Annotated in this window: 18 protein-coding genes and 1 pseudogene; 10 read left to right on the top strand and 9 right to left on the bottom strand. The window is 70.3% G+C overall.

Annotated features, from left to right (window positions below; all coding sequences use genetic code 11):
• Positions 1-2 precede the first annotated feature (2 nt).
• The 4 genes from ACFZBT_RS06690 to ACFZBT_RS06675 all read right to left on the bottom strand — a co-directional run bounded on the left by ACFZBT_RS06690 (position 3) and on the right by ACFZBT_RS06675 (position 3,381).
• A complete protein-coding gene (locus tag ACFZBT_RS06690; protein ID WP_391099209.1) occupies positions 3-398 on the bottom strand; it encodes a hypothetical protein in 396 nt (131 codons plus the stop codon).
• 121 nt (positions 399-519) lie between these two features.
• The gene (locus ACFZBT_RS06685; RefSeq protein ID WP_391099207.1) at positions 520-1,074 is read right to left on the bottom strand and encodes a hypothetical protein; all 555 of its coding nucleotides are present in this window, start codon (positions 1,072-1,074) and stop codon (positions 520-522) included.
• Between the two features lie 108 nt (positions 1,075-1,182).
• On the bottom strand, positions 1,183-1,689 hold the full coding sequence (locus ACFZBT_RS06680; protein ID WP_391099205.1) for a hypothetical protein: 507 nt from the start codon (positions 1,687-1,689) through the stop codon (positions 1,183-1,185).
• A 96-nt stretch (positions 1,690-1,785) separates the two neighbouring features.
• Positions 1,786-3,381 carry a family 20 glycosylhydrolase gene (locus ACFZBT_RS06675; RefSeq protein WP_391099868.1) on the bottom strand — a complete coding sequence of 532 codons (1,596 nt, stop codon included), beginning with the start codon at positions 3,379-3,381 and terminating at the stop codon, positions 1,786-1,788.
• 290 nt (positions 3,382-3,671) lie between these two features.
• On the opposite strand from ACFZBT_RS06675, the gene ACFZBT_RS06670 reads away from it, so the two are divergent.
• From ACFZBT_RS06670 to ACFZBT_RS06645, 6 genes are all read left to right on the top strand, one after another.
• The gene (locus ACFZBT_RS06670) at positions 3,672-4,148 is read left to right on the top strand and encodes a 2-oxo-4-hydroxy-4-carboxy-5-ureidoimidazoline decarboxylase (protein WP_391099203.1); all 477 of its coding nucleotides are present in this window, start codon (positions 3,672-3,674) and stop codon (positions 4,146-4,148) included.
• Positions 4,149-4,369: 221 nt separating this feature from the next.
• Positions 4,370-4,750: a succinate dehydrogenase, cytochrome b556 subunit gene (gene sdhC / locus ACFZBT_RS06665; protein WP_184987403.1), complete on the top strand. Its 381-nt coding sequence runs from the start codon at positions 4,370-4,372 to the stop codon at positions 4,748-4,750.
• 5 nt (positions 4,751-4,755) lie between these two features.
• The gene (locus tag ACFZBT_RS06660) at positions 4,756-5,238 is read left to right on the top strand and encodes a succinate dehydrogenase hydrophobic membrane anchor subunit (RefSeq protein ID WP_391099200.1); all 483 of its coding nucleotides are present in this window, start codon (positions 4,756-4,758) and stop codon (positions 5,236-5,238) included.
• A 19-nt stretch (positions 5,239-5,257) separates the two neighbouring features.
• Positions 5,258-7,012 (top strand): succinate dehydrogenase flavoprotein subunit, encoded by a 1,755-nt coding sequence (sdhA, locus tag ACFZBT_RS06655; RefSeq protein ID WP_391099198.1) that lies wholly within the window; start codon positions 5,258-5,260, stop codon positions 7,010-7,012.
• Positions 7,012-7,791: a succinate dehydrogenase iron-sulfur subunit gene (locus ACFZBT_RS06650; protein ID WP_391099195.1), complete on the top strand. Its 780-nt coding sequence runs from the start codon at positions 7,012-7,014 to the stop codon at positions 7,789-7,791. The genes sdhA and ACFZBT_RS06650 overlap by 1 nt, the downstream gene beginning before the upstream one ends.
• Positions 7,792-7,947: 156 nt before the next feature.
• Complete coding sequence (locus ACFZBT_RS06645) at positions 7,948-8,568, top strand: Uma2 family endonuclease (protein WP_391099193.1); 621 nt, start codon at positions 7,948-7,950, stop codon at positions 8,566-8,568.
• Positions 8,569-8,842: 274 nt separating this feature from the next.
• Here ACFZBT_RS06645 and ACFZBT_RS06640 read toward each other — a convergent pair whose 3' ends face one another.
• Together ACFZBT_RS06640 and ACFZBT_RS06635 are read right to left on the bottom strand one after the other, a co-directional pair.
• Positions 8,843-9,253 carry a type II toxin-antitoxin system VapC family toxin gene (locus ACFZBT_RS06640; protein ID WP_189897941.1) on the bottom strand — a complete coding sequence of 137 codons (411 nt, stop codon included), beginning with the start codon at positions 9,251-9,253 and terminating at the stop codon, positions 8,843-8,845.
• A complete protein-coding gene (locus ACFZBT_RS06635) occupies positions 9,250-9,525 on the bottom strand; it encodes a hypothetical protein (protein WP_391099190.1) in 276 nt (91 codons plus the stop codon). The genes ACFZBT_RS06640 and ACFZBT_RS06635 overlap by 4 nt, the downstream gene beginning before the upstream one ends.
• A 575-nt stretch (positions 9,526-10,100) precedes the next feature.
• Between ACFZBT_RS06635 and ACFZBT_RS06630 the strand changes: the two are divergent.
• From ACFZBT_RS06630 to ACFZBT_RS06615, 4 genes and pseudogenes are all read left to right on the top strand, one after another.
• Positions 10,101-11,164, top strand: a pseudogene (locus ACFZBT_RS06630) (hypothetical protein); the annotation flags it as partial.
• A gap of 133 nt (positions 11,165-11,297) precedes the next feature.
• Entirely contained in the window at positions 11,298-11,705 is a 408-nt protein-coding gene (locus ACFZBT_RS06625) for a hypothetical protein (RefSeq protein WP_391099187.1), read from the top strand.
• Between the two features lie 12 nt (positions 11,706-11,717).
• Positions 11,718-12,197 carry a DCC1-like thiol-disulfide oxidoreductase family protein gene (locus ACFZBT_RS06620; protein WP_391099184.1) on the top strand — a complete coding sequence of 160 codons (480 nt, stop codon included), beginning with the start codon at positions 11,718-11,720 and terminating at the stop codon, positions 12,195-12,197.
• A 32-nt stretch (positions 12,198-12,229) separates the two neighbouring features.
• On the top strand, positions 12,230-12,973 hold the full coding sequence (locus tag ACFZBT_RS06615) for a TetR family transcriptional regulator (protein ID WP_391099182.1): 744 nt from the start codon (positions 12,230-12,232) through the stop codon (positions 12,971-12,973).
• A gap of 16 nt (positions 12,974-12,989) precedes the next feature.
• On the opposite strand, the gene ACFZBT_RS06610 is transcribed toward ACFZBT_RS06615, so the two are convergent.
• The 3 genes from ACFZBT_RS06610 to ACFZBT_RS06600 form a co-directional block, all read right to left on the bottom strand.
• Positions 12,990-14,531 (bottom strand): ABC transporter substrate-binding protein, encoded by a 1,542-nt coding sequence (locus tag ACFZBT_RS06610; protein WP_391099179.1) that lies wholly within the window; start codon positions 14,529-14,531, stop codon positions 12,990-12,992.
• Positions 14,532-14,733: 202 nt separating this feature from the next.
• On the bottom strand, positions 14,734-16,236 hold the full coding sequence (locus tag ACFZBT_RS06605; RefSeq protein WP_391099176.1) for a metallophosphoesterase: 1,503 nt from the start codon (positions 16,234-16,236) through the stop codon (positions 14,734-14,736).
• Positions 16,237-16,259: 23 nt separating this feature from the next.
• Entirely contained in the window at positions 16,260-16,499 is a 240-nt protein-coding gene (locus ACFZBT_RS06600; protein ID WP_391099174.1) for an SCO4848 family membrane protein, read from the bottom strand.
• Positions 16,500-16,583 lie beyond the last annotated feature (84 nt).

Genomic DNA, 16,583 nt, shown 5'->3' with positions numbered 1-16,583 from the left:
CACTACGGCCGGGGCGTCGTGCCCACCGCGTCCCGGCACAGCAGCCGCAGCGATCCATGACCGCCGTAGCAGCGGCGGGCCTCGTCGATCGGGTCCCAGAGGCGCCCGTCGGGGGTGCGTATCCAGTGGTCGCCGCCGGTGGCCCACCACTCGGCCCCGGTCTGCCGTGCCATCACCTCACCGGCATAGGCCCCGAATCCGCGCAGCACCTCCTCCACGGCCGCGTACGGCGCTCCTTCCCGCCGTATCCCGTCGATCATGCGGTCGATGCTCCACAGACTCTGTGCCGAGTAGTCGAGGCGCAGTCGTGCTCCCTCGCGCATCGTCGCCACCGTGTCCGCCGCCCACCGCAGCGGCTTCGCAGCCGCCGATGGCCTGGTCTCCTGCTGAGTCGTCACACCTCTTCAATGCGCCGCCGGGCGGCGTTTCGTCACGCGAAATCGGCGACTTCCCGGAAGTGGCGCAGGACCACCCCACCTCGGCCCTACGACAGTCACAGGACTCTTTCAGGAACGAGGTTTAGCCCCGCTGCCGGATCCGGCGGGAGACCACCGCGCGCAACACCCGGCGTCCCTCCGTCGACACCTCCAACGCCCGCCGCAGCCCGGCCGGCCCGTGCCCGGCCAGGACCTCCAGGACGACGACCTGCCGGCGCAGTTCGGCGGCGACGAGCGGCGACATGCCCTCCGTACCGCCCTGGCGTCGGGTGTCGACCGAGGAGGCCTCGTCCGGGGCGGTGTCGAGGAGGCGGTGGATCTGGAGGGAGGCGACGGAGCAGGCGTCGGCCCACACCCGCACCTCGGCGGCGGACCGCTGAGCGGGCGCGGCCTCGAGCATCCGGTGGGCGAGCGCGACGGCCTCGTCCCCGTCGGCCGCGGCGTCCAGCTTGCCGCGCGCCTGCTCAAGGCCGTCACCCCAGGCGCCGGCACCGGCGTCGTCGGTGAGGCTCGCCCACAGCGGCCGCAGGATCTCGTCGTCGCCGCCCAGCAGGGGCACGCACCGATCCAAACAAGCCAGCCCGCTCGCGGCCAACCCGCGTTCGTCGGCCTGTGCGATCAACTCCACCAGGCTCATCCACGCCTCCCTCCGCGGGCCTTCTCCAGGGCCCTATCAGGCCGCTACCAGCCCTCACCCCTCACGGAACCCGCACTTCCCCTTACTGCGCGCAACAGCCCCGGAGTGTCACAGGGGTACCACGCCCAGTCGGTCGAGGAAGCGGAAGAAGAGGTTTTCGGCCAGAGGATCAGGGTCTGAAGTCAGTACGTCCGTCAGCGCGTCGGCGTTCACTTCGTGCCCGGCCTCGGCCGCCCAGCGCACCGCGCGCTCGGCGGCGTCGCCGGGTTCGAGGAAGTAGTCCTCCAGCGTGAGGCCCTCCCGGTCCGCGCCCAGGTAGCCGGCCATCGCGGTCCGCGCGAGGCAGGTCGTCCACGCCCCGCTCTCCGGCGCCGCGGCCTCCAGCACCACGCACTCGCTGTTCATGACGTACCCGAAGAGCGCGGGCGCCCCGGTCTCCCGGGCGAGGTCGTTCATGTTCCCGATGTCGCCCTCGCCGCTCGGGTACTCCCACAACTGCCACCCGCCGGGCGCCGAGGCGTGCGGCGTCATACCGCCCTCGGCCCCCGGCAGCGCGGCCAGCTCCGCCAGCGGCTGCTCCGCTCTCCCCACGACGAAGTAACCCCAGTAGCCCATGTTCCGGTTCCCCCCGGCATATTCGGTCCGACTGCCGTCAGAAGACCACCACAGTCGTACGGGAGTTCGCAGCCGTATGGGCCAATTCGTGCGGAGTCAGCCGAGCCTGTCCGCCAGTGCCCGGAACTCCGCCCAGGACAGCGCGGGCTTGTCCGGGTCCCACAGCTTCTGGACCATCGCCCGCAGCGGCATCCGGATCCCGGCCGCCACCTGCCCCTCCGTCTGCGCGTTCGCCAGGTCGCACCAGACGGCGAAGGACCCGCCGAGGATCTGCGCGTTGTAGCGCTCGGGTACGGCCGTGGTGCCGCGCAGCACGAGCGGTGTCCACTGCTCGTAGATCCGCTGCCCCGTCGGATAGACGAAGGTCTGCGGCTCGCCGAGCACGTAGTACAGGAACTCGTCGTTGTAGTTGATCACCTTCCGGCCCGCCTCCAGGTACTCCAGAGGCTCCCGGGCGCCGATCTCCTTGCCGGTCCAGTAGGCGACCTGGATGTCCTTGTCGGCCTGGACCGACCCGCCGCGGAAGAACCCGTCGTTCCAGGCGCGCGGGACGCGCTGGTGCTCGCGGACGGTGGCGGCCCGGTCGTTGAGCCAGCCGGTGGTGAGGTCGGCGACCGTGGCGCCGGAGCCGTACTTCTCCCGCGCCGCTGCGGCCAGCTGCGGGAACGCGGCCTCCGGGTCGGAGCGGACCAGCGCCTGGTACTCGTCGGCCCCGAGGTGCCACGGCTTGCCGGGGAAGAGATCGGCGTACTCGTTCAGCAGGTCGTCGACGATGTCGGCGCTCTCGGCCTTGGAGATGTCGATGGCCCCCTGCACCGCCGACCCCTGCGCGGTGCGCAGCTGGAGGTCGGGGTGGGCGTCGATGACCGCGCCCAGGTGCCCGGGCGAGTCGATCTCCGGCACGACGGTGATGTGCCGGCTCTCCGCGAGGTCGACGATCTTCCGCACCTGCGCCTTCGTCAGATGCTCCTGGGACACGATCTCCGGATGCGAGTCGGACTCGATCCGGAACCCCTGGTCGTCGGAGAAGTGCAGGCCCAGCTGGTTGTACTTCAGATCGCCCAGCTCCCGGATCCGGTCCTCGATCCAGCCGGCCGTGAAGTTCTTGCGCGCGATGTCCAGCATGAACCCGCGCACCGGCTTGGCCGGCTCGTCCCGCACCACGCCCTCGGGCGCCGTCCCGCCGTGGTGCGTCTCCTGCTTGAGCGTGCGGGTGCCGTAGAAGACGCCCGCCTCGGCGGGCCCGGTGATCTCCGCGCGCCCGTCGCGCACGGTCATGACGTACGACTCCGGGTTCGCCTTCTTGTCGCCGCCGAGCGCCAGCCGCAGATCCCCGGCGCGCCGGTCGTCCTTCTCGCCCGCGTACGTCATCCCCAGCTCGCCGGCGACCAGGCGTCCCTCGTCGGCCAGCGCCGCGTCGGCCACGACCACGCGGTTGCCGCTCCCGGGCTGCCAGCCCGGGCCGCGCGCCGGCTCGTGGTCGCGTACGGCGGGGATCGTCTGCGGCGCCTTGGACAGGGCGTACGAGCGGGTCGGGCTCGGGCTGCTCTCCGGCGAGGTGCCGCGCGGGGCGGCGGCGGTCCGGCCGTCGGAGGGTCTGGCCTCGGCCCCTGTGGACCCGCCGTCGCCGTCCGAGGCCGCCCAGAGCCCCAGACTCACCCCGGCCGCGACCATGACCAGTGCGACGGCCATGGCCACGACCAGTACTGGCCGCTGTTTCACCTGCTTCGCCGTATCCCGGCGCCTGTGCTGACTCACACGGCCAACCTAAAACCCATGGCCGCCCGGCGCGCGTCCACCACACGTTCCGAAACTCTCTCCCCCGGGTGAAATTCGGGCATCCGTCGGACACGTCTCGGTCGCACTCGATAGCGTGACGTCACATCTCTCACACCTTGTCCTGCCGACACACGTGACGCCCACGAGGACCCACGCTGCCCGCGCACCGTCTCCCAGACCTCCCCGGCCGAGCCGCCATACCGGTGGAGCACTTCAACGCAGCCTCCGCGCAGGAACTGGAGCAGGCTCTCCTCACCTGCTTGCACAGCCACCCCTGGTCCCGGCGGGTCGCGGAACACCGCCCCTATCCGGACCTCGCCTCCCTGCTCGCCGCCTCCGACGAGGCCGCGTACGACCTGGCCTGGAGCGACCTCACGGAAGCCCTGGCGGCCGAGCCCCTGCCGGCCCTCCCCCCGGACACCTACGCCGCGGCCCACACGGCCCTCAGCGCGGCCTATGCCGCCTACGAGGCCCGCTTCGGCCATGTGTTCGTCATCTGCCTGGACGGTCTGGCACCGGACGAGGTCCTGGACCACCTCCTGGAAGCCATCCGGTCACGATTGACCAACGATCCGGAGGAAGAGCGAGCGGTGGTGGCCGACGAACTCCGGCACCTGGCAAAGGAACGACTGATCGACGCCCTCCTCAGGGGCGCGGGGAACTGCGCGAGCAACCACTGACGCCCCGCACCCCGGCCCTCTCTGGCGCCCCCCCACCCCCTGGCCCGCGCTAGCCCACCTGTACCCCTTTGCATGCCAGTTTGATCACACCCTGGGACCCCGGCGCAGCCCAGCGGCAGCGCATCGCTACGATGCTGGGGGCCGGTGGACCGTACCCGGCCGGGCCCGACCGACACACCAAGCCGGCGCGGCCCCAATCCCCGCTCCCGGAGGAAACTTCCGTGCCGGCTGGAACGCTGTACCGCGGCCGGGAAGGAATGTGGTCCTGGGTGGCTCACCGAGTCACCGGCGTCCTCATCTTCTTCTTCCTGTTCGTTCACGTGCTGGACACCGCTCTCGTCCGCGTGTCCCCTGAGGCCTACGACACCGTCGTGGCCACGTACAAGACGCCGATCGTCGCGCTGCTGGAGTACGGCCTCGTCGCCGCCATCCTCTTCCACGCGCTCAACGGCCTGCGTGTCATCGCCGTCGACTTCTGGATCAAGGGCGCCCGCTACCAGAAGCAGATGCTCTGGACCGTCGTAGCCCTGTGGGCCGTGCTGATGCTCGGGGCGATCTACCCCGTCCTCGGCCACGCCGCTCGTGAACTGTTCGGGAGCTGACGCCAATGTCCACGACTGAGAAGACCACCGCGGGCGTCGGCCCCGTCGAGGGCGACGCCGTCTACACCGTCGACAACCCGGCCCCCTTCATCGAGGCCCCGCGCAAGCGCACCAAGAAGTCCCCGAAGTCGACCCGGGGCAACTTCGAGATGGCCGCCTGGCTGTTCATGCGCCTGTCCGGCGTGGTGCTGGTCGTGCTGGTCCTCGGCCACCTGCTGATCCAGCTCGTGCTGGACGGCGGCGTGTCGAAGATCGGCTTCGCCTTCGTGGCGGGCCGCTGGGCGAGCCCCTTCTGGCAGGTCTGGGACCTGCTGATGCTGTGGCTCGCGATGCTGCACGGCGCCAACGGCCTGCGCACGGTCATCAACGACTACGCGGAGCGCGCGAACACCCGGCTGTGGCTCAAGGGCCTGCTCTACACCGCCACGGTGTTCACCATCCTGCTGGGCACGCTGGTGATCTTCACCTTCGACCCGAACATCCGCTAGGCACGGGGCTGCGAGAATCATGAAGATCCACAAGTACGACACCGTCATCGTCGGCGCCGGTGGCGCGGGCATGCGCGCCGCCATCGAGTCGACGAAGCGCAGCCGCACCGCGGTCCTGACCAAGCTGTACCCCACCCGCTCCCACACGGGCGCCGCGCAGGGCGGCATGGCCGCCGCGCTGGCCAACGTGGAGGAGGACAACTGGGAGTGGCACACCTTCGACACGGTCAAGGGCGGTGACTACCTGGTCGACCAGGACGCCGCCGAGATCCTGGCGAAGGAGGCCATCGACTCCGTCCTCGACCTGGAGAAGATGGGCCTGCCGTTCAACCGCACGCCGAACGGCACCATCGACCAGCGCCGCTTCGGCGGTCACAGCCGCAACCACGGCGAGGCCCCGGTCCGCCGCTCCTGCTACGCGGCCGACCGCACCGGCCACATGATCCTCCAGACGCTGTACCAGAACTGCGTCAAGGAGGGCGTGGAGTTCTTCAACGAGTTCTACGTCCTGGACCAGCTCATCACCGAGGTCGACGGCGTCAAGAAGTCCGCCGGTGTGGTGGCCTACGAGCTGGCGACCGGCGAGATCCACGTCTTCCAGGCGAAGTCCGTGGTCTACGCGTCCGGCGGCTGCGGCAAGTTCTTCAAGGTGACGTCCAACGCGCACACGCTGACGGGTGACGGCCAGGCGGCGGTCTACCGCCGCGGTCTGCCGCTGGAGGACATGGAGTTCTTCCAGTTCCACCCGACCGGCATCTGGCGCATGGGCATCCTGCTGACGGAGGGCGCCCGCGGTGAGGGCGGCATCCTCCGCAACAAGGACGGCGAGCGCTTCATGGAGAAGTACGCGCCGGTCATGAAGGACCTCGCGTCCCGTGACGTCGTGTCCCGCTCCATCTACACGGAGATCCGCGAAGGCCGCGGCTGCGGCCCCGAGGGCGACCACGTCTACCTCGACCTCACGCACCTCCCGCCGGAGCAGCTGGACGCCAAGCTCCCGGACATCACCGAGTTCGCGCGCACCTACCTCGGCATCGAGCCCTACACGGACCCGATCCCGATCCAGCCCACGGCCCACTACGTCATGGGCGGCATCCCCACGAACGTCGAGGGTGAGGTCCTCGCGGACAACACCACCGTCGTCCCCGGCCTGTACGCCGCGGGCGAGGTCGCCTGCGTCTCCGTCCACGGCGCGAACCGCCTCGGCACCAACTCGCTGCTGGACATCAACGTGTTCGGCAAGCGCGCGGGCATCGCCGCCGCGGAGTACGCGCAGACGGCGGAGTTCGTCGAGCTGCCGGAGAACCCGGCGGAGCTCGTGATCGAGCAGGTGGAGCGACTGCGCGACTCCACCGGCACCGAGCGTGTGACGGCGATCCGCCGCGAACTGCAGGACACCATGGACGCCAACGTCATGGTGTTCCGCACCGAGCAGACGATCAAGACGGCGGTCGAGAAGATCGCGGAGCTGCGCGAGCGGTTCAAGAACGTGTCGATCCAGGACAAGGGCAAGCGGTTCAACACGGACCTGCTGGAGGCCATCGAGCTGGGCAACCTGCTGGACCTCGCCGAGGTCATGGCGGTCTCCGCGCTCGCCCGCAAGGAGTCCCGAGGCGGTCACTACCGCGAGGACTACCCGAACCGCGACGACGTCAACTTCATGCGGCACACCATGGCGTACCGCGAGGTCGGCGCCGACGGTTCCGAAACCGTCCGTCTCGACTACAAGCCGGTCGTCCAGACCCGCTACCAGCCGATGGAGCGTAAGTACTGATGGCTACCCCTGTTGTGGACAAGGCGGAAGCGGCCGGCCAGCCCGAGCCCGGCTTCGCCGACTCCCCCTACATCACCGTCACCTTCCGGGTCCGCCGCTTCAACCCGGAGGTCTCGGCCGAGGCGACCTGGGAAGACTTCCAGCTGGAGATCGACCCCAAGGAGCGTGTCCTCGACGGCCTCCACAAGATCAAGTGGGACGTCGACGGCACCCTCACCTTCCGCCGTTCCTGCGCGCACGGCATCTGCGGCTCCGACGCCATGCGGATCAACGGCAAGAACCGCCTCGCGTGCAAGACGCTGATCAAGGACATCAACCCCGAGAAGCCGATCACGGTCGAGCCGATAAAGGGCCTCACGGTCCTGAAGGACCTCGTGGTCGACATGGAGCCGTTCTTCCAGGCGTACCGCGACGTCATGCCCTTCCTCATCACGAAGGACACGAACGAGCCGACGCGTGAGCGTCTCCAGTCGGCCGAGGACCGCGAGCGCTTCGACGACACCACGAAGTGCATCCTCTGCGCGGCCTGCACCACGTCGTGCCCGGTCTTCTGGAACGACGGCCAGTACTTCGGCCCGGCGGCCATCGTCAACGCGCACCGCTTCATCTTCGACTCGCGCGACGAGGCCGGAGAGCAGCGCCTGGAGGTCCTCAACGACCGCGACGGCGTCTGGCGCTGCCGCACGACCTTCAACTGCACGGACGCGTGCCCGCGCGGCATCGAGGTCACGAAGGCGATCGCCGAGGTGAAGCGTGCGCTGATCACGCGCCGCTTCTGAGGTCGTTCGCCGTACGGCTTCGAGGGCCCCGTTTCCGCTGGGAACGGGGTCCTCTGGCATATGCCACACCATCGAGTGAAGGCCTCCGGGACGGACGCGCGGGCGGCCTCGGACCTACGATGATGCTCTCGACACCAGCCCCCCAGGAGGCACCTGATGTCCGCAGCTTCCGTCGAGCAGCCCTTCCACGAGGAAGAGCCGGTCACCCTGACGACCATCGCCGACGAAATCATGGAGCGCCATCCGGGCTACCGCGTCGAGATCATCGGAGGCCATCTCCTCGTGACCCCGTCCCCGGATGCTCCTCATGCCCGCGCCCTGACCAAACTCATGCGCCCGTTCATCGCAGCAGGTCTGGATGACGGGGAAACCGAAGTCCTGCAGAACGTCGGACTCTGGCTCCCCACCGGCGCCGAGGACTACGCCATCCCTGACCTCGTCGTGGTGGACGCCGACATCGACGACCACTTCGTCGAGAACAACGCGTACGACCCGGCATGCTTCCGTCTCGTCCTGGAGGTCACCTCCGGCAACTGGAAGGACGACCTCAAGACCAAGGTCGCCGCATATGCCGAGGCCAAGGTGCCGGTCTACGTCATCGTCGACCGCAAGCACCAACGCCTCCACGTCCTGACCGACCCGGCCGGAAGCACTTACGAGAACCATCGTCCGCACGCGCCGGGCGAGCTCGTCACTCTCCCCGACTCCATCGGTGCCAAGGTGACCCTCGACGCGGCGGAAATCCTCAAGGCCGGCCAGCCGAAGACGAGCGACTGAGTCGCAGGGCCCGGGACCGGCCAGATTCGGGCGGGTCCGGCCACCTGTCTCACGGCTCCTGTGACTGGTGTGGCCGGGTGTCACCAGACTGTCGCCTTTGACGCCCCTGAGGAAAGCCGTCGTCGCGCTCTTGGCCACGGCCGCCGCAGCCGCCGCGCTCCTCCCCCGTCCTCGCATGGAAGACCTTCGACCGCCTCCCCCTCGGCCCGGTCACGGGAGCCCTTGTGCTTGTTGTCGTCAGGGCTGCCGTCAGGGGTATAGACCGCTGGTCGGGCTATGGCAGGAGTGTCAGCGCGGGGACGTGAGCGGGCTTGACGACGCTGAAGTGCCGCCGGTCGAGGGTGGCTACCCGGTCCACGCCGAAGCGCTCGGCCACCGCGATGACCGAGGCGTCGACCCCGCCGAGCGGGAAGTCGGCGTACTGGAGGACCAGCTCACCCATGCGCGTCAGGTCCGTGGGAGTGAGGTGGACCAGCTCGAATGTTCCCCGTGCGACCTCGGCGAGGAACGCTGCTTCGACCTGGGGCCAGCGCTCCAGCAGCCAGCAGACCTCGGTCATGACCGGGCTGGGCAGCAGACGGCGGCCGGTCAGCGACGTCAGCAGGGAGGCGCACTCCGGGTGACGCCGGTCAGCCGCGTTGAACGCCGCAGCCAGGGGTCCGGTGTCCAGGACCGTGGCAATCACGCCGAGTCGCCGAAGCGCTCGCGCATCCGCTCGCGGATGTAGTCGTCGTGCCGTTCAGCCAGATCCTCTGGGCCGTTCACGCTGCCGATCAGGGCCAGCAGCCCGGCCGGGACCGACTCCTCGGCCTCGTTCGCGTCGACTGCCGGCAGCGACTGGGCAACCTGGGACAGTTCCTCATCCTGGGTGACGAGCAGGCGCAGGCGTCGCACCTGGGTCGGGGTGAGCCGGTCCACCAGGTGGTGCATGTCCTCGTAGTCGAATGCAGCGGTCACGCCAGCAGTGTAGGACGGCCTCGCGGCCTCGGACAGCTGGATCGGCAGAGGTTCATCCCCGCCGGCGTGCGGGCAGTCGCCCGAGAAATGCCAGGAACTTGGTCGATGTCCCCGCGTGCGTCCTGTCTGGTACTTCCCCTGGCGGCCCGTTGCCGGGGAGTGCGGCCCTCAGACGTCGGGGCGGTGCCGGTGCCTCCGCCAGTGCGGCGGCGCGGAGGCTGGGTGGGGAGGGGTCCGCCCAGAGGGGGGTATCGCTCCCCGCTGGAGGCGGTGCCGGCCACCGCCCTCGGTGAGCCTGCGCGACGCACGTGAAGGATCGGCCCCCTGGTCGGCCCTCGCCTGCGATCCGGCCGTAGGACGGTCGTTGGCGACAACTTGCTCTGCCAGGAGCCCGACTCCGGTCAGCCCGACAAGCTGGCTGGTTGCCGCTCCCGCAGCCCTGGGTCATACCTCGGCTGCCGGGGCGGCTCGCCGCCTGCGGCGCCGCTGACCTTCCGAGCGAACGGCGGACTTGTCGGCGACGGCGGCCAGCTCCGGCGGGCGGGGCCTGCCTTGAACCTCGTAGAGAAAATCTGAACGCACACCCCCTTCCGACGGCCGGACCCAACGTGCTCTACGTCCGTGCCGTGGACGCTGCGGGCAACCCCTCGGATCCCACGAAGTACTTCTTCTGCGTCTCGCCCGGGACCAGGCCGACAGCCCCGGCGACTTCACCGGCGACAAGCTGCCCGACCTCATGGTCGTCACCGAGGGCGGCAACCTGGCCATGTACCCGTCCCAGGCCGACAAGGACGACCTGGCCAAGGGCACCGGCGACCTGGACTACTCGATGGCCGGCGCCTATCGGACCAACCCCGAGAAAGACCCCAACGGGGACGACCTGCCCCCGTACGCCCCCGCCCCGTCAGGGCACTTCAAGGGGGCCCTGATCACCCACAACGGTGACATCTACGGCGGCGACGGCCTTCAGGACCTCGTCGTCCGCCTCGGCGGCAAGCTCTGGGTCTACCCCGGAGACGGTTACGGCGCCGTCAACGTCGACAAGCGCCAGGAGATCCTCCTGCCCGACGGGGCGCCGAGTCCGGCCGACTTCACCCAGATCCTCAGCGCGGGAGACGCCACCGGGGACGGCCGCGCCGACTTCTTCGCCACGGTGAGGAACTCCGCCGGCGCCGACGACGAGCTGTGGGCCCTCACCGGCCATCACGGCGCCACGGTCGACCAGAGTGTCCGTCTGAACGCCACCGCTTGGAAGGAGCGCGACCTTGTCGTCACCCAGGACGTCTCGGGCGACGGTGTGACCGACATGGTCTACCGGTCCGACGTGTCCGGGAAACCGTGGCTGCGCAAGGGCACCCCCGCTTCCGGCGATGGGGTCGACCTGAGCTCGCTGGCCACCGCGGCGAACTCCTCAGGCGGGGCGGACAACGAGTACGGCTCGTCGGGCTGGTCGAGCAGGGACAAGCCTCATCTGATGGGCACGCCGAGCGCCAACGGCGACACGGTTCCCGACATCTGGGCCGTCCTCGCCGACGGATCGGTTCGCTTCCACGCGGGCAGCAAGACCTCCCTCACCGGCTCAGGGGCTGAGGTCATCGGCCGGGCCGACTACTGGAGGACCCGCATCGCCATCGGGTGACCCGCTGTCGAGTTGTGCGAACCGGGGCCGTCTTCGTCGAAGACGGCCCCGGTTTCGCGTGTTGAACACGTTCAAAAAAGGGTCTACAGTTTCCCTCGACAGCGTTTTGAACGTGTTCAAGAAGGGTGGGGCAATGGACCGCACGGTCATCGCCTATGTCATCTACCTGCTGGTCAGCGTCGCCTTGACGGTCTGGGTGGCTCGTACGCTCAGCCGGAACGGGAAGGTGTTCCTCGCCGATGTGCTGCACGGCAACGAGAAGCTCGCCGACGCCGTCAACCACCTTCTGGTGGTCGGCTTCTATCTGGTCAACCTCGGGTTCGTGGCGCTGTATCTGAGCGGGGACGAGACCATCACCGACACGCGCGGGGTCTTCGAGGCGCTGTCGACGAAGCTCGGTGTGGTGCTGCTGGTGCTCGGTGTGATGCACCTGGCCAACGTCTATGTGCTGAACCGGATCCGGCGGCGGGGTGTGATGGAGCGCGAGCAGATGCCGCCCGTGCCGCCGCAGGGCTGGGTGGCCCCGCAGGCGCGGGCCTGAGCGGAGACGGGCATGAACGCCACCGCACCGGTCCGCCGGCTCACCGTCCTGTACGACGCCGAGTGCTCCCTGTGCTCCTTCGTACGCGACTGGCTCGCGCGGCAGCCTCAGCTGGTGCCGCTGGAGCTGGTCCCGGCCGCCTCGGAGGAGGCCCGGCGGCGCTTTCCCGGACTCGACCACGGCGCCACCCTCGACGAGATCACCGTCGTCGGAGACGCCGGGCAGGTCTACCGGGGGCCCGCCGCCTGGGTGGTCACCCTGTGGGCGCTGCGCGCGCACCGGCGGCTCGCCCACCGGCTGAGCACCCCGGCCGGCGCCCTGCTCGCCAAGGGCGCGGTGCTGGCTGCCGCGAAGTGGCGCGGGTCGCAGTGGGGCGGGACGGGGTGGGGCGGCCGGGTGTACCGGGGCGCGGACGGGTGGGCGTACGCCCCGGACACCGGCTGGACCTACACCGCGCCGGGCTGCGCCGACGGCACCTGCGCCCCTCGATAGCCGCGCCGGTGCTGACGTTAGGCTCTCTTCCCGTGTCCGCGAAGAACGACGGCCCCGACGACGGCGCCACCCCCACGAAGTCCGAGCAGACCCGCGCCCTGATCCTGGAGACGGCCATGCGGCTGTTCCAGGAGCGCGGCTACGACAAGACGACGATGCGGGCCATCGCCCAGGAGGCCGGGGTCTCCGTCGGCAACGCGTACTACTACTTCGCGGGCAAGGAGCACCTGATCCAGGGCTTCTACGACCGGATCGCCGCCGAGCACCAGGTGGCGGTCCGGGAGATCCTGGACCGGGAGACCGATCTGGAGGCCCGGCTCGCGGGTGTCCTGCGGACCTGGCTGGACATCGCCGCGCCCTACCACGAGTTCGCGGTGCAGTTCTTCAAGAACGCCGCCGACCCGGACAGCCCGCTCAGCCCCTTCTCCCCCGAGTCGGAGCACGCGCGCGTGGAGGCCATCAGCGTCCACCAGGAGGTGCTGGCCGGGGCGACGAAGACGAAGGTGGCCGAGGAACTGCGGGACATCCTTCCCGAGTTGATGTGGCTGTCCCAGATGGGGCTCGTCCTGTACTGGATCTTCGACCGGACCGAGGGTCGGGAGCGCAGTTACCGACTGGCCGAGCGCGGTGCCCGGCTCACCTCGCGGGGCGTCGCCCTGGCCCGTTTCCGGGTGCTGCGGCCCCTGGTGCGGGAGGTGCACGAGCTGTTCACGGACTTCCTGCCGGGGATGACCCGGGCGATCCCGGACCCTGCGGCGCGTCGCACCGACTCCTAGGGCCGCGCGGGGCACCTCAGAGCCGCGTGAGGCTCCAGAGGCGGAAGACGCCCGTGCCGTCGGAGAGGTACTGGCCGCCGCCGATGTCCTCGGTGGTGACGACGTACTCCTTCGCCTGCCACAGCGGGAGCACCGGCACGTCCTGCGCCACGGTCTGCTGCACCTCGCGGAAGTCCCGGTCGGCCTCGCCGCGGTCGGCGTAGCGCTGGCTGTCCTTGATGAGCCGGTCCACGGTCTTGCTGCTGTAGCCGGTCTTCATGGCGCTGCCGGTGCCGACGAGCGCGGCGCCGAAGGTGTCCGGGTCGGGGAAGTCGGCGACCCAGCCGACGGCGTACGCGTCGAGCTCGCCGTCCGCCCACCGCTTCTGGAAGTCGGTCCACTCGTAGCCCTGGAGAGTGACCTTGAAGAGTCCGCTCGCCTCCAGTTCCTTCTTGATCTCGGCGGCCTCCTGCGCACCGGCGCCGCGCCCCTTGGCGTAGCCGTAGGTGATGCGGACGGGCAGGGTCACTCCGGCCTTGGTGAGCAGGCGGCGGGCCTGCCGCGGGTCCTGCTTCGGGTAGTCGTCGAAGAACGAGGCGGTGTGGCCGGTGATGCCCGCCGGGATGAGGGAGTACAGGGGGTCCACGGTGCCGTCGTAGACGGTGGCGGCCAGCCGTTCGCGGTCGATCAGCCAGGCCATGGCCCGGCGGACCTCGGGCTTGTGCAGGGGCTTGCCCGCGCGGGTGTTGAAGTACAGGTTGCGGGTCTCGGAGCCGTCCGCCTCGAAGACGCGCTGCGCCGGGTCGCTCGGGTTGAGGCTCGCGAGGACCTGGGGCGGCAGCTGACGGGTCGCGACCTCGACCTGCCTGTCCTGCCAGGCGGTGTCGAGGGCGGCGGGGGTGTCGTAGTAGCGCAGCTCGACGGAGCGGTTCGCGCCGCCCTGGACGGCGCCCTGGTAGCCGGTGTTGGGCGCGAGGACCGCCTCGGCGTTCTTCGTGTACGAGGTGAGGGTGTACGGGCCGGTGCCGTCGACACCGTTGCCGGTGCGCAGCTCGCCGGCCGGGTACGCGGTGCGGTCGACGATGGAGCCGGCGCCGGTGGCCACCTTGAACGGGAAGGTCGCGTCGGGCGAGGACAGGTGGAAGGTGACGGTCAGCCGGTCGGCGTCCACGGAACGCAGGGTGTCGAGCAGGGGCGCCGGGCCGACGGGCGACTTGATCCTCAGTATCCGGTCGAAGGAGTACTTCACGTCCTCGGCGGTCATCGTCCGGCCGCTCGGGAAGGTGAGGCCGGAGCGCAGTTCGCAGCGGTACGTCGTCAGGTCGCCGCCCGCGAACGCGCAGCTCTTCGCCGCGTCCGGTACGGGGGCGGTGCCGCCCGGCGTGAAGGTGAGCAGCGACTGGAAGACGTTGCTGAAAAGCGCCCAGGAGCCGGCGTCGTAGGCGCCGGCCGGGTCGAGCGAGGTGACGGCGTCCGTCGTGCCCACCGTGATGGTCCCGCGCTCGCTCCTCGACGGCAGGAACTGCCAGGCGCCCACGCCCGCGGCGGCCAGGACGAGCAGCCCCGCGAGTATCCGCATGCGAACCGATCGCATCGGCCTTGCCCTCCCCAGGCCCTTCGGGCCCGTTGCGGCCCTTGTGCGTGTGCCACACCCCTTCGTGGCGGCCTCACACAATCACAGGCTTTTGACCCCGGGGAAGGGAGATCTGCCGACTTGGGAAAGAACTTACCGATGGGCGAATCGGACCGTTTTCACAGCGGTCTCACAGGGTGACGGGCGGTCAGGCCCGCTTCGACGCCAGCTCGATCAGCGTGATGTCCGACGGCGCGCCGACCCGGGTGGGCGGGCCCCAGGCGCCGGCGCCGCGCGAGACGTAGAGCTGGGTGTCGCCGTAGCGCTCCAGGCCCGCGAGGGTCGGGTTGGCGGCGGAGGCAATGAGGTTGCCGGGCCAGAGCTGGCCGCCGTGGGTGTGGCCGGAGAGCTGGAGATCCACGCCGTGCTCGACGGCGTCGTGGATCTGCACGGGCTGGTGGGCGAGCAGCACGCACGCGCGAGCGGTGTCCCGGTCGCCGAGCGCCCGGGCGAAGTCGGGGCCCTGGCCCTCCTCCTCGCCGGCGAGGTCGTTGACTCCGGCCAGGTCGAAGTACGGGAGTTCCCGGCGGGCGTTCTCCAGGGGGTTGATGCCGAGGCTGCGGACCTCCTCGACCCACTGTTCGGCGCCGGAGAAGTACTCGTGGTTGCCGGTGACGAAGTACGACCCGTGACGGGCCCTCAGCCCGGCCAGCGGGGCCGCGGCGGGGCCGAGGTCCTTGACGCTGCCGTCGACCAGGTCGCCCACGACCGCGATCAGGTCGGGCTGGGTCGCGTTGATCGTGTCGACGACCGTCTGGGCGAAGCCGCGGCCCAGGACCGGGCCGAGGTGCACGTCGCTGACCACCGCGATCCGGAACCCGTGCGCCGCGCGCGGCAGCTTGGCCAGGGGGACGGTGACCCGCTTGACCTTCGGCCCCCGCAGCACGCCGTACGTCCCGTACCCGACCGTCCCGACGGCGGCGGCCGCGGCGGCCCCGGCGACGATCCGGGAGACGAAGAGGCGGCGGGAGGGGCCGGTGGGGGCGGCGGGTGTGGTGCCGGTGGGGGCGAGTGGCTGTGGGGTGGCCTCTGGGGCGTCGGGGGTGGGGTCCGTGAGCGGGTGGGGCTCGGTGGCGGGGGCGGTCGCTCCGCTCGCTCCGCCGCGGAGACCGGCCTGTGCGGCGGCAGCGGCGGCCATGCCGGGCGCGGCAGCGCCGACGCCGCCCTGCGGATCGGCCGCCGGCGCGGCAGCGGCCGATCCGCCATGGGGGCCGGCCTGGGCGGCGGCCGCCGGCGCGGAGCCCGTCGCTCCGCCGGGTGCGTCAGGGGTGTGCGGCCGGTCCGCGGGCGACGCCGTCGGCCCCGGCCCGGCTTCGGCTCTCGCTCGGTCCCGGTGTTCCAGGAACCGCCGCAGCAGGGGGCGTACGACCTCGCCCGCCACCACCGCCAGCAGCAGGTATATCGACAGGGCCAGCCACAGGAAGCCCGGCCAGGCGAGGGTCTGCTGGAGCCAGAAGGGGGCGCCGGAGCGTTCGGCGACCAGGGCCGCGATCGCCAGGACCCAGCCGCCGGCGATCAGGACCCCGCCCGCGCGGCGGGTGAGGCCCGGGCCGCGGGTCGTGTCGCGGAACAGGCGGCGCCACACGTACCAGTTGGCCGTCACGATGACGGCCAGGACCAGCAGTGCGACGAGTACGAAGACGATGGCCACGGTGTCGTGTCTCCCGATTGCCGTTATGACGTCCGGCGCAGTGCGCGCAGACCACGCAACCCGATGGCCCCGACGACCGTCCCCAATACGAAGGACACGACGGCGAGCAGCAGGTGCACCCAGAAGTACGCCGTGGGTTGACCGTCGTCGAAGGCGAGCCCGCTGCCGTCCTTGACAAGGTTTTTGACGAAAGTGATCCAGATGACCCAGCTCCACACCCCGAAGGCGAGCAGGAACCAGGAGACGGGGCGGCTGAGCTTCACAACGACAGACCTTTCCTCACGACGCCGTGCTTCCGGGACCGGCCGGGGGTCCGGGGGTTGTCCCCCGGATGAGCACGGCATGAG

Origin of the sequence: Streptomyces sp. NPDC008137 (assembly GCF_042957035.1) — a bacterium.
In the GTDB taxonomy this organism is placed as follows: domain Bacteria; phylum Actinomycetota; class Actinomycetes; order Streptomycetales; family Streptomycetaceae; genus Streptomyces.
This window is presented reverse-complemented; position numbering and strand designations above follow the sequence as displayed.

Excerpts from the sequence above, each read along its gene's own strand:
- ACFZBT_RS06685 (WP_391099207.1), bottom strand. The coding sequence starts at position 1,074 with ATGAGCCTGGTGGAGTTGATCGCACAGGCCGACGAACGCGGGTTGGCC.
- ACFZBT_RS06680 (WP_391099205.1), bottom strand. The coding sequence starts at position 1,689 with ATGGGCTACTGGGGTTACTTCGTCGTGGGGAGAGCGGAGCAGCCGCTG.
- ACFZBT_RS06675 (WP_391099868.1), bottom strand. The coding sequence starts at position 3,381 with ATGGCCGTCGCACTGGTCATGGTCGCGGCCGGGGTGAGTCTGGGGCTC.
- ACFZBT_RS06660 (WP_391099200.1), top strand. The coding sequence starts at position 4,756 with ATGTCCACGACTGAGAAGACCACCGCGGGCGTCGGCCCCGTCGAGGGC.
- sdhA (WP_391099198.1), top strand. The coding sequence starts at position 5,258 with ATGAAGATCCACAAGTACGACACCGTCATCGTCGGCGCCGGTGGCGCG.
- ACFZBT_RS06650 (WP_391099195.1), top strand. The coding sequence starts at position 7,012 with ATGGCTACCCCTGTTGTGGACAAGGCGGAAGCGGCCGGCCAGCCCGAG.
- ACFZBT_RS06645 (WP_391099193.1), top strand. The coding sequence starts at position 7,948 with ATGTCCGCAGCTTCCGTCGAGCAGCCCTTCCACGAGGAAGAGCCGGTC.
- ACFZBT_RS06625 (WP_391099187.1), top strand. The coding sequence starts at position 11,298 with ATGGACCGCACGGTCATCGCCTATGTCATCTACCTGCTGGTCAGCGTC.
- ACFZBT_RS06620 (WP_391099184.1), top strand. The coding sequence starts at position 11,718 with ATGAACGCCACCGCACCGGTCCGCCGGCTCACCGTCCTGTACGACGCC.
- ACFZBT_RS06610 (WP_391099179.1), bottom strand. The coding sequence starts at position 14,531 with ATGCGGATACTCGCGGGGCTGCTCGTCCTGGCCGCCGCGGGCGTGGGC.